Source organism: Streptomyces sp. NPDC057438 (assembly GCF_042802995.1).
Lineage (GTDB): Bacteria > Actinomycetota > Actinomycetes > Streptomycetales > Streptomycetaceae > Streptomyces.
Genome location: NZ_JBHVDD010000002.1, coordinates 237,636 through 249,971 on the forward strand (window position 1 = coordinate 237,636; position 12,336 = coordinate 249,971).

Consider the following 12,336-nt stretch of genomic DNA (forward strand, 5'->3'; position numbering starts at 1 on the left):
GGGTCCGCGATCAGTGCCGCCGGATCACCGGGCTTGTCGATCGAGAGGCCGAAGAGAACGCGTACGGGAGGGAGCCGGGGGCCACGCCGAAGAAAGCAGTGGGCCGGACAGGCTTCCTGTCCGGCCCACTGCTTTCCCTACGGCCCGTGTCCTGGGTGCGCGGAGCACGTTCGCTCCGTGCGCCCAGGACGCGGACACCACGCCTTCCGGGAGTCGCGCCGCCGTTTCGACGCGCCCCGCGGGTCAGTCCTTGCTGATCTTCGCCCCGGCGTCCGCGTCCTTCTCCAGCGCCTTCAGCGCCGGGTCCAGCACGACGTCCTCGTCCCGTGCCTCCGTCGTGGGGTCCTCCGGGAAGTGGCAGGCCGTGAGGTGACCGGCCTTGTTTCCGGAGAGCTGCACCAGCGGCGGCTCCTCGGAGGCGCACTTGTCCTGCGCCTTCCAGCACCGGGTACGGAACCGGCATCCGGACGGCGGGTGGATCGGCGACGGCACGTCACCGGCGAGACGGATCCGCTCCCGGTCCTCCTCCTCGACCGAGACCTCGGGCACCGCCGAGAGCAGGGCGTGGGTGTACGGGTGCCGCGGCCGGTTGTAGATCGAGTCCCGGTCACCGACCTCGACCACCTTGCCGAGGTACATGACCGCCACGCGCTGGGAGAAGTGCCGGACGATCGCCAGGTCGTGGGCGATGAAGAGGAAGGCGATGCCCAGCTCGTCCTGGACCTTCTGCAGCAGGTTCACGACCTGCGCCTGGATGGAGACGTCCAGCGCGGAGACCGGCTCGTCCGCCACGATCAGCTTCGGGTTCAGGGCCAGCGCGCGGGCCACACCGATGCGCTGGCGCTGACCGCCGGAGAACTCGTGCGGGAAGCGGTTGTAGTGCTCCGGGTTGAGGCCGACGAGCTCGAGCAGCTCACGGACCTTCTTCTCCCGGCCGCCCTGCGGCTCGATCCCATTGACCTCCATCGGCGACTTGATGATGGTGCCGACGGTCTGCCGGGGGTTCAGCGAGGAGTACGGGTCCTGGAAGATCATCTGGATCTCGGACCGCACCGGGGCAAGCCGCTTGCGCGAGGCGTGGGTGATGTCCCGGCCCGCGTAGGTGATCTTGCCGGCGGTCGGCTCCAGCAGCCGGGTGATCAGCCGGCCGGTGGTCGACTTGCCGCAGCCGGACTCACCGACCAGACCGACGCTCTCGCCGACCCCGACGGTCAGGTCCACTCCGTCGACGGCCTGGACGGCCCCGACCTTGCGCTTGATCGGGAACCCGCCGTAGATCGGGAAGTGCTTCGTCAGTCCCGACACTTCGAGCAGCGTCTCGGTCGAGGTGCCGGCGGAGCCCTGCTGTGTGGGGAGGGTGAGGTTGTCGCTCATGATCTCGGTTCTCCCTAGCGCAGCCGGGGCTGGATCTTGTCGATGAAGATGGTCTGCTTCTGCTCCGCCGTCAGGTGGCACGCGGAGGCGCGTCCCTCGCCCAGCGGGGGCCGCACGTCGGTGCACAGGGTGCCCTGGACCTCGCCGGTGTAGGCGCACCGGGGGTGGAAGGGGCAGCCCGAGGGCGGGTTGAGCAGCGAGGGCGGAGAGCCGGGGATCGGCGTCAGCATCTCGTGGATGTCGCCGTCGAGGCGCGGCATGGAACTCAGCAGGCCCCATGTGTAGGGGTGCTTGGGCGTACGCAGCACTTCCTTGACGCTGCCACGCTCCACGGCGCGGCCCGCGTACATCACCAGCAGGTCGTCGGCCATGTTCGAGATGACGCCGAGGTCGTGGGTGATGAAGATGATCGCGGTGCCGAACTCCTGCTGGAGGTCCTTGAGCAGGTCCAGGATCTGCGCCTGCACGGTCACGTCGAGCGCCGTCGTCGGCTCGTCGGCGATCAGCAGGTCGGGGTCGCACATCAGCGCCATGGCGATCATCGCGCGCTGGCGCATACCGCCGGAGAACTGGTGCGGGTAGTCGTCGAAGCGCACCTTGGGCTGCGGGATGCCGACCTTCTCCAGCATCTGGACGGCCCGGTCCTTGGCCTCCTTCTTGGAGGCGCCGCGGTGCTTCATGAACGGCTCGGACAGCTGCCGGCCCACCGTGTAGTACGGCGAGAGAGCCGTCAGCGGGTCCTGGAAGATCATCGCCATCTTGTTGCCGCGGAGAGCTTCGAGCTCCTTCTCCGTGGCGGTGACGAGTTCCTTGCCGTCGAAGACGATCTCGCCGTCCACGGTGGTGGTCCGGGGGCTGTGCAGACCCAGGATGGTCAGGTTGGTGACGGACTTGCCGGAGCCCGATTCGCCGACGATGCCCAGGGTCTTGCCGCGCTCGACGTCGAACGAGAGGCCGTCGACAGCCTTGACGATGCCGTCCTCGGTGGAGAACTGCACCCGCAGGTCACGGACCGAGAGGAAGCTCTCGGGCCCGGTCGGGGCCGGGGAGTCCTCGGTCTTGGTCAGTGTGGTCACGGTGGTTCGTTCTTCCTAGGAGAGCCGGACGCGCGGGTCGACCCACGCGTACACGATGTCGACGAGGATGTTCAGGAGCAGGATGAAGAAGGCTCCGAACAGCATGACGCCCATCGTCAGCGGGAGGTCCTTGTTGACGGCGCCGTCCACGGCGAGGCGGCCGATGCCCTGGAGCGAGAAGGTGAGCTCGGTGACCACACCGCCGCCCAGCAGGGCGCTGATGTCGATGCCGAGGACGGTCACGATCGGGATGAGCGAGCCGCGCCAGGCGTAGCGGAAGAACACGTACTTCTTGGACATGCCCTTGGCCCGGGCGGTACGCACGTGCTCCTCGGCGAGCTGCTCGATCATCGAGGCGCGCGCCATACGCGTGTACTGCGCGGTGAAGATGGTGGCCATCACGACCATGGGGATGGAGAGGCCGACGAGCCAGCCGACCGGGTTTTCGGTGAACGGCACGTACTTCGGGTCTTCCATCCAGCCGGTGCTGTACACCAGGATCGTCAGCGCGATCGGGCCGAGGAAGTAGATCTGGAACGAGCTGAGCACCATGGACGTGCCGGTGGCGAGCTTGTCGACGGTCGATCCGCGCTTGTAGGCGGAGATCATGCCGGCGCCGAGGCCGATGATCAGGAAGACGACGATGGCGCCGACGGTCAGCGACAGGGTGAGCGGGAACCGGTCCATGATCGTGTCCCAGACGAAGTCGCCCGAGTAGAAGGACTGTCCGAGGCACGGCGCCGGGCAGTGGCCGTCGGGGAAGTCACGGCCGACCACGATGCCGGACATGAAGTCCCAGAACTGCTTGAAGACCGGTTCGTTGAGACCCAGCGCCTGGCGGATGTTGTCCAGTCTCTCGGGGGAGCAGTCCTTGCCACAGGCCAGAGAGGCGTAGTCGGAGGGCGCGGCGACGAAGAGGAAGAACGTGGCGGCGCCGATGAGGAACAAGGTGACGACGGCACCGGCCGTGCGCCGGAGGATGAACTGAAGCATGGCGGGGAGGCTGCTCTCTGCGGAGACGGTGGAGGGGTTTCACGGAACCGCGGGAGTGCGCTCCGCCTGGTGCGCACTCCCGCGTCAGCCGTAGAGAGTTACGACTTCAGGAACAGTCGGGTGACGTCGATGTAGCTGGACTCGGTGCTGTAGCGGGCACCGCCGATGTTCGAACCGTAGAGCTGGAACTGCTTCGTGTACCACAGCGGCGCGGAGGGGTTGACCTTCTCCAGGATGTAGTGGTGCGCCTCTTCCCAGGTCTTGGCGGCCTCGGTCGGCTCCTGGGTCAGAGCCTTGGCGATCAGCTCCTGGACCTTGGGGTCGTTGATGTGCGAGTAGTTCGGCGCACCGTCGGCGACCTGCTCACCGTCGTAGATCGGCGTGACGACCGTACCGGCGGACGGCCAGTCCTGGCCCCAGCCCGTGATGTACATGTCGTACGGGTTCTTGACCTTGCCGATCTGCTCGTAGTAGCTCGCGGCGTCGACCTCCTTGGAGACGACGTCGATGCCGACCTTGCCCAGGGCGTCCTCGATGGCGACCTTGCGCTTCTGGCCCTGCTCGGTGTTGCCGTAGGCGAAGACGAGCTTCTTCTCGGCGGCCGGGACGTCCTTCAGGAGCTCCTTGGCCTTCTCGATGTTGCCGGACGGCATCTTCAGACGGCCGTACGGGTCGTACTTGGCCTCGTAGCCCGGCAGGGTCGGGGCGAACAGGTTGGGGGCGACGTCACCACCGTACGCACCACCCTCACCGGCGATGAGCGACTTGGAGTTCACCGCGTAGGTGACCGCGTCACGGACCGCCTTGTTCTTCACCCGGTCCAGGTTGAAGGTCAGCGTCATGACGTAGGGCTGGTAGCCCTTGATCGTCCGCTTGTTGACGGCCGGGTCGCTGATGACGTCCTGGATCTGGGTGGACTCGACGCTGCCGGTGAACTGGATCGCGTTCTTCGAGGCGCCCTGGTCGGCGATCAGACGCTTGGTCTGCGTCGACTCGGTGACACCGAAGTCGAAGTTCCAGCCGTCCACGTACTGGTGGCGCACGGAGTCGGTCTTCGGGTCCCACTGGTCGTTCTTGACCAGCTTGAGGGTCTTGCCGACCTTGTACTCGGAGATCTTGTACGGGCCCAGGGAGACCGGAGCCTTGTCGTACTTCTCCTTCGTGTCCGTCTCCTCGGGAACGATGGAGTAGCCCGGCATCGCGAGCGTCTGCGGCAGGTCCGGACGCGGCTTGTCGAAGTGGAAGACGATGGTCTTGTCGTCCGGGGTCTCCAGGACCGAGTCCGGCAGGTGCTTCTTGCCGAAGCCGCCGTCCGGCAGGGCCTTACGGTACTTCGGACCGCTCAGCCAGGTCTGGAGGTAGTTCGGGCCGTCGAAGATGAACTCGGCGTACATGCGCTCGACGGTGTGGCGGACGTCGGCCGAGGTGATCTCGTTGCCGTTCTGGTCCTTGACGCCGTCCTTCAGCGTGTACGTCCAGGTCTTGCCGCCGTCGGAGGACTTGCCCGAGTCGGTGGCGATGTCGCCGACGACGGAGACGCCGCCCTTGCCGTCCTCGGAGAAGTTCGTCAGACCGCGGTAGATCAGGTTGGAGACCTGGCCACCGTCGGAGACGTAGATCTGACCCGAGTCCAGGTGGGAGAGGCCGGCCTCCTGGAAAACCTGGATCGTGCCGCCGCTCTTGGCGCCGGGCACCTCCTTGGCAGGGCCGGCGGAGGCGGTGGCGTCCGCGTAGGTCACGGCCGAGGACTGCTGGGCCGCTTCCTTCTGGTCCTTCTTGGAGTCCTTGCCCGAGTTACCGCCCTTGTTCTCCGAGCAGCCGGTGAGCGCGAGGGAGCCGGCCGCGATGGCGACCACTATGGCACGCGCTCTGCGCGAGGTGAGCGACTTCATGACGGTGTATGCACCTACCTGTCGGTTGTTATCCATGAGTACTGCCTGACGCGGCTGGTAGGCCGACGCGGGGGCGGCAGTCACCCCCCACCAATGGACGATTCAGCGCCCGGACTTGGGGTCGAACGCATCCCGTACGGAGTCTCCGAGGAGGTTGAAGCACAGGATGAAGATCACCAGCGCCGTTCCGGGGAAGAACATGAACGCCGGGTCCTGCTCGGCGTAGTCGGCGCCGGCGGCGAACAGCCGTCCCCAGTCCGGGGTGGGCTCGACGAACCCGACACCGGCGAAGGAGAGGAAGGCGATGGTGAGGATCGTGCTGGGCAGCTGATACGTGAACTGCACCAGGATCGGCGAGACCACGTTCGGCAGGATCTCCTTGCGGACGATCCGCCAGGGCGAGGCCCCGGAGACCTTGGCGGCCTCCACGAACTCCCGCTCCCGCAGTGACAGCACGGTGGAGCGGACCAGACGCGCCATACCCATCCAGCCCAGCACCCACAGCACGACGAGGATGGCCACGGCTCGCAGATAGGTCGGCGTCGCCTCCCGCGGGTCCACGAAGAACGCGGTCACCACGGGCATGAAGGCGATGAAGAACAACTGCGACGGGAAGGAGAGGAAGAAGTCGGTGACCCGACCGATCCAGTAGTCGGTCCTGCCGCCGAAGTAGCCACCGACGAGACCGATGACGACACCGGTGATCATCACCAGCACGGTCACGCCCACGGCCATGAACAGCGAGGTGCGCATCCCGTACACCAGCATGGCGAACAGGTCTCGACCGTACTGCGGTTCGACGCCGAACCAATGGTCTCCCGACACACCGCCGAACCAGCCGAGCGGCAGACCGAAGTCGTCCAGCACGGGGTTGACGTCGGCGTACTCGGGGTCCTGTCCGTACAGCGTGTACGGGTTCGTCCCGCTGATCGCGGTGAGCAGCGGCGCGGCCAGTGCGATGACGAAGAAGAAAATCACTACCCCGGCGCAGATCATGCCGGTACGGTCGCGCCGGAAGCGCTGCCACATCAGCTGGCCGGGGGAACGGCCTTCGAGCTTCTTGGGCTCGACCTTCTCGCTGGTCGATGCCAGCTCGGGGTCCAAGGCGACCGCGGACCCCGAGCCCTCGGCCTTGGTTGGACTGGTCATGTCTGTTCTTCCCCCGGGGGGTTGGAGAGTTGAGCGCAGCACAGATACCGGCAGGTTCTGTGGTTTGGGGGAACTTTCGCCAAACGGGTCAACGCGCGTCAAGGGCGGAAGGCATAGGGATCTCCCTACCGTCCATATTTTGAGCAAAAATTGCAAAGATTGACACCTGGTCGCGCTTGACAAGCGGTAAGAGAAACCGGCGAAGCGGACATTCGGGGTACGATTTTTGTTTACATGTCCGAAACTTGATCGCTGCAACACCGATATCCGAACAGCGGTTCACAGCTCTCAGACAGCTGATCGGACAGCGGGCGACACGTGGCCGGCCTCCCCCACGGGCCCCTCACGCGCTTCCCGGAAGCCCCGGTATCCCACGACACCTCCCCGCCGTGCGGGCAGGCCGGAAGCCCGGTTCTCCGGAAGGCGGAGAACCGGGGCTTCACAGACGGAAACTGACGGAACGTCAGCCGTGCTTGGCGCGGCTCGCGGCGCGGGCGCGCTCGCGGGCGTCCAGGTTGACCTTGCGGATGCGCACGGCCTCCGGGGTCACCTCGACGCACTCGTCGTCGCGGCAGAACTCCAGGGACTGCTCCAGGGAGAGCTTGCGCGGCGGCACGATGGCCTCGAACGAGTCGGCCGAGGAGGACCGCATGTTCGTGAGCTTCTTCTCCTTGGTGATGTTCACGTCCATGTCGTCGGAGCGCGAGTTCTCACCGACGATCATGCCCTCGTAGACCTCGGTGCCGGGGTCGGTGAAGAGCACACCGCGCTCCTGGAGGTTCGTCATCGCGAACGCGGTGACGGCACCGGCGCGGTCGGCGACCAGCGAGCCGTTGTTACGGGTCTGGAGCGCGCCGAACCAGGGCTCGTGGCCCTCGTGGATGGAGTGCCCGATGCCCGTGCCGCGCGTCTGCGTCAGGAACTCGGTCCGGAAGCCGATGAGGCCGCGGGACGGCACGACGAACTCCATGCGCACCCAGCCGGAGCCGTGGTTCGACATGTTGTCCATCCGGCCCTTGCGGACACCCATGAGCTGCGTGACCGCGCCCATGTGCTCCTCGGGCACGTCGATCGTCATGCGCTCGACGGGCTCGTAGACCTTGCCGTCGACCTCCTTGGTGACGACCTGGGGCTTGCCGATGGTCAGCTCGAAGCCCTCGCGGCGCATCTGCTCGACCAGGATGGCGAGCGCCAGCTCACCACGGCCCTGGACCTCCCAGGCGTCCGGGCGCTCGGTGTCGAGGACGCGCAGGGAGACGTTACCGACCAGCTCGCGGTCCAGGCGGTCCTTGACCTGGCGGGCGGTCACCTTGCGGTCCTTGACCGCGGCCTTGTTGTCGGCACCCTTGCCGGTGCCGCCGCGGCCGACCAGCGGCGAGGTGTTCGTGCCGATCGTCATGGAGATCGCCGGCTCGTCGACCGTGATCAGCGGCAGCGGGATCGGGTTCTCGGGGTCGGCGAGGGTCTCGCCGATCATGATGTCCGAGATACCGGCGACGGCACAGATGTCACCCGGGCCGGCCACCTCGGCCGGCTTGCGGGTGAGCGCCTCGGTCATCAGCAGCTCGGTGATGCGCACGTTGGACATGGAGCCGTCGCGCTTGATCCACGTGACGGTCTGGCCCTTGCGCAGCTCGCCCTGCTCGACGCGGAGCAGCGCGATACGGCCGAGGAAGTTGTCGGCGTCCAGGTTGGTGACGTGCGCCTGGAGCGGGGCCTCCTCGTCGTACGACGGGGCCGGGACGTGCGACAGGATCGTGGAGAAGAACGGCTCCAGGCTGTTGCTGTCGGCCGGGACGGTGCCGTCCTCCGGCTTGGTCAGCGAGGCGACACCGTCACGCGCACACGCGTAGACGATGGGGAACTCGATCTGGTCCTCGTCGGCGTCGAGGTCGAGGAAGAGGTCGTAGGTCTCGTTGACGACCTCGTCGATGCGCGAGTCCGCGCGGTCCGTCTTGTTGATGCACAGGATGACGGGCAGGCGCTGCTGGAGCGCCTTGCGGAGCACGAAGCGCGTCTGCGGCAGCGGGCCCTCGGAGGCGTCGACGAGCAGGACCACCGCGTCGACCATCGACAGACCGCGCTCGACCTCGCCGCCGAAGTCGGCGTGGCCGGGGGTGTCGATGATGTTGATGGTGATGACGTCGCCGCCATCCTTCGGGTGGTACTTCACCGCCGTGTTCTTGGCGAGGATCGTGATGCCCTTCTCACGCTCCAGGTCGTTCGAGTCCATCATGCGGTCGTCGAGCGACTCGGCGGCGTGCGCGGCGAAGGCACCGGCCTGCTTGAGCATGGCGTCGACCAGAGTGGTCTTGCCGTGGTCGACGTGGGCGACGATGGCGACGTTGCGGATGTCGTGGCGCGTGGCCATAGTGAGGCGCTTCTCCCGGAGTGTGAGGACGGCCTGCGCTGACATCTGTGTCGCGCGGACCCTGCCGGGCTGGACACGCCACGGCCTCACCCCATGGTACGGGGCCGCGGGCACCGAGGCTCCCCGGGCCGCTCCGGCCCAGCTCAGACCGACTCCGCCCCAGCTCAGGGGCGCTGCGCCGGCGCCCAAGCCGCCTTCGCCGCCCGCGAACCCGCCGGGCACGCCTCCTTGGCGGCGGCCCGCCCGGCCGCCCCGTCCGGCGGGGTGTCGCAGGACAGGAATCCCGAGCCGACCGTCTCCCAGGTGTGGACGTGGCCCCGGGCCGGATCGGCGTCACCGCAGGTGTAGGTGAAGCGGGCGTCGACGAACCCGATCTGCTTCCAGAGGTAGTACGGGCCGTCGAGCCGCCCGGCGTGCCGGCCGAAGGCCGTCTCCTCGGGCGGCTCCTCCTCGGACGGGTCCGCGAGCGGCTCCTCCGCCTTCAGATGCGCGCCCAGTGCCTAGGAGTCCGTCCCCTTGGCGAAGGTGACCGGCTCACCGAGTGCCGTCAGCTCCGTGCGGTGTCGTACGCCGGACCAGGTGTACGTGCCGTCCGTGCAGGTCACGGCGTGCGCCCGGCCTCGCCGCGGGCGGCCCCGTGATCCGGGTCACCCGTGCAGTCCGCCGCCCCCACCGTGAGGATCGCCACAACGGCCAGGACCGCGCGGGCGGTCCCGACGGCAGGGCTGTGCCGTACCTCGTCGCGCATCGCCCTCCCCCTCCCCGTGCCCGTACCCCGGCCGCCGCCCGCGTCCGTACGGGGGCGGCGGCCGGGGTCCGCGGAGCGATGATCTCCTACGAGGCCGTGGGCCGCGCCGGGCCCTTCGCCCCCTTCTTCAGGAAGCCCATGTCCTCGTAGACGGGGGTCTGGAAGCCGAAGGCGCCCGCGTTCGCGAGGGTGGTGCGGGCGGCGACGAGCTGGGGGCGCTGGTAGAGGGGGATGGACCCGGCGGCGGCCCAGATGCGGGCGTCCGCCTTGCGGATCAGCGAGCGGGTTTTGGACTCGTCGAGCGTGGACACGGCCTGATCGAACAACTGGTCGACCCGGTCCGTGCCGACGCGGGTGTAGTTCTGCTCGACGTTCAGCGAACCGTCGGCCGCCGGCACCGGCTTGGCGTAGATCGGCCGGGCGTCGGTGGCGGGGTACGCGGAGGTCGGCCAGGAGTACAGCGCGAGGTCGTACTGTCCGTTCGCGATGTGGTCCTTGAAGTAGCTCTCGTCGGCGACCTTCGTGATCTCCGTGCGGATCCCGACGCGCTCCAGCATCACCGCGATCCGCTCACCCACGGTCCGCAGCGACTCCGTCCCCGGTCCGGACGGCAGCACGAAGCGCAGCGTCAGCAGCTTGCCGTTCTTGGCGAGCGGCCCGCGCGCGGCCGTGGCGGGCGCCCGCGTCCCCTGGGGGGCGTACGCGCCGGGCGCGCCGCCCGGCTTGAACTGCTTGCCGTCCTGGGCGAGGGTCTCGTCGGCGTCGTACGGCTTGTCGTCCCCGCCGACGATGTACGTGCTCTCGTCCTCGGCGGAGCCGGACTTCCCGGAATCCTTCTTGCCGGAATCCTTCTTGCCGGAATCCCTCTCGTCGGAATCCTTCTCGTCCGATTCCTGGCCGGGCTCGTCGGGGCGGGAGCCCGGCTTGTCGGAGCCGGAGGCGTCCTTCGTGCCGGTCTTCTCCCCCTCCGCGCCGGCCGCCTTCTTGCTCTCCTGAAGGGGCTCGCGGGGTTCGAGGGGGCCGCCCTGTTCCCAGCCGGCGTCGGCGAGGAGGGCCCGTGCCTCGTCGGCGTCCTGGCCGCCGAGGGCGCCGCTGTTGTCGGCGTAGGCGGCCTGGCCGGCGAGGGCGAGGTGGCTGCCGACGGGTTCGGCGGGCAGACCGAGCGGTTCCAGGACGAGGGCGGCGAGCTTCTCGCGGTCGATCGCGCGGGCCACGGCGCGCCGGACGCGCTCGTCGGCGAGGGGGCCGTCGGAGCCGTTCAGCGCGAGCTGGGTGAAGGCGGGTTCCAGGGACCGGCGGACGGCGAAGCCGCGCAGGGCGGACTGCTGGGCGGTGTACTCGGCGAGCGCCGCGCGCCGCTTCTTCCGGGCGCTGATCTCGTCGTCCGCGGCCTTCTCGTCCGAGCCGTGCGCGACGGCCCAGGACCGCAGCGACCTCGCGGGGGTCAGGCCGGACTCGGGGCCGTGAGCGCTCTGTCGGCCGAGGGCGCCGCTCTGCGAGAGCGGCGGACCGGCACCCTGCGCCGTCTTCTTCCGGTCCCGGGAGGCGAGCATGATCCGCTCGGCCTGCGCGGAGTCGATCTCGGCGATGTCGACCTTGTCCTCGGCCAGCGCCTCGGCCCGTTCGGCGCGCGGTACGGCGCGCAGGACCAGCTCGGAGAGTTTGGCGGTCCGTCCCCACCAGCGGGGGTTGCGGACGAGCGTGACCTCGCCGCCCTTGCGGTCGACCTCCTTCAGCGCGAACGGCCCGGCGGTGACCTTGAGCTTCTTGCGGGCGCCGTCGTTGAAGGAGTCGGGGGTGCCCATCACCTGCTTCGGGTACAGCGGCGAGAACAGGGACTTCCAGTCGGCGTACGGGCGGGCGAAGGTGACGCGGACCTCCAGGTCGTTGTCCCCGCGTTCGATCTTCTCGATCCGCTCGTAGCCGGCGTTCCTGGCGGTCCAGTAGGCGGCGTCCTTGCCGGACAGGGCCCGCCACTGGGCGGCGAAGTCGGCGGCGCCGATCTCCCGGCCGTCGCTCCACACCGCCTCCTGGTGGAGCTTGTAGAGGACGACCTGCCGTGGTTCGCGTTCGACGATCCTCGCGGACTCCAGGTAGTCGGTGTTGAGCTGGGGGCGGCCGCTGGCGTCGAGTCGGTACATCGACGGCAGGACGGCGCCGGCGACGCGAGCCGTGGTCGGGTCGGCGTCCGACTGGAAGGTGTTCAGGGTCTCCGGCACGGCGTCCACGGCCCAGCGCAGGGTGCCGCCGTCGGCGACGAGGTCACGTGCGGCGGGCGCGATGTCCTGTCCGGCGACGGGTCTGCCCGCCGGGTCCTCCTCGCTGCAGCCGCTCAAGCCGGGCACCGTGAGCACGCCCGCGGCCAGGAACGCCAGGGTGCGGCGCCGGGCGCGCGGTCGAACGCGGTCGTGGGGAATCGGCATCACTGCGACCTCCTCGCTCCGCGGTGGGAGAACGGGGACGGGGGCGGCTCTGATCACGTTCGGCGGTATATGGAGCTGATCAGACGGATGCGGCCCACTGAAGAGGACGGGGTTCTCGCGGGGGTGGCGACACGACGAGGGGCGCCGCGTAACCCACCCGTTTGGGCGCCATGAAGTCGGTTCGGGCGCGTCGCGGGGAGGGGGTTCTGTTGTTCGGAGGGGCGGGTGAGTGGGGCCGGCCGCGCCCCTGAAGAACATGGGCTGAGCCCCTGCCTTTCAGGCCCGGCACCGGCCGCCTTGCAAGGCCGCG

Annotated in this window: 8 protein-coding genes; all 8 read right to left on the bottom strand. The window is 68.5% G+C overall.

Annotation, left to right across the window (positions count from 1 at the left end; all coding sequences use genetic code 11):
• Positions 1–243: 243 nt before the first annotated feature.
• Entirely contained in the window at positions 244–1,374 is a 1,131-nt protein-coding gene (locus ACFU5F_RS02815) for an ABC transporter ATP-binding protein (protein WP_383880911.1), read from the bottom strand.
• A gap of 14 nt (positions 1,375–1,388) precedes the next feature.
• Complete coding sequence (locus ACFU5F_RS02820) at positions 1,389–2,450, bottom strand: ABC transporter ATP-binding protein (RefSeq protein WP_383880913.1); 1,062 nt, start codon at positions 2,448–2,450, stop codon at positions 1,389–1,391.
• Positions 2,451–2,465: 15 nt separating this feature from the next.
• Complete coding sequence (locus ACFU5F_RS02825; protein WP_383880916.1) at positions 2,466–3,443, bottom strand: ABC transporter permease; 978 nt, start codon at positions 3,441–3,443, stop codon at positions 2,466–2,468.
• 98 nt (positions 3,444–3,541) lie between these two features.
• Positions 3,542–5,335, bottom strand: a complete 1,794-nt coding sequence (locus ACFU5F_RS02830; RefSeq protein ID WP_383880919.1) for an ABC transporter substrate-binding protein — start codon at positions 5,333–5,335, stop codon at positions 3,542–3,544.
• 102 nt (positions 5,336–5,437) lie between these two features.
• On the bottom strand, positions 5,438–6,484 hold the full coding sequence (locus ACFU5F_RS02835; RefSeq protein ID WP_383880922.1) for an ABC transporter permease: 1,047 nt from the start codon (positions 6,482–6,484) through the stop codon (positions 5,438–5,440).
• Positions 6,485–6,947: 463 nt separating this feature from the next.
• On the bottom strand, positions 6,948–8,855 hold the full coding sequence (gene typA, locus ACFU5F_RS02840) for a translational GTPase TypA (RefSeq protein WP_319362698.1): 1,908 nt from the start codon (positions 8,853–8,855) through the stop codon (positions 6,948–6,950).
• Positions 8,856–9,456: 601 nt separating this feature from the next.
• Positions 9,457–9,603 carry a hypothetical protein gene (locus ACFU5F_RS02845; RefSeq protein WP_383880925.1) on the bottom strand — a complete coding sequence of 49 codons (147 nt, stop codon included), beginning with the start codon at positions 9,601–9,603 and terminating at the stop codon, positions 9,457–9,459.
• A gap of 86 nt (positions 9,604–9,689) precedes the next feature.
• The gene (locus ACFU5F_RS02850) at positions 9,690–12,026 is read right to left on the bottom strand and encodes an ABC transporter family substrate-binding protein (protein ID WP_383880927.1); all 2,337 of its coding nucleotides are present in this window, start codon (positions 12,024–12,026) and stop codon (positions 9,690–9,692) included.
• Positions 12,027–12,336 lie beyond the last annotated feature (310 nt).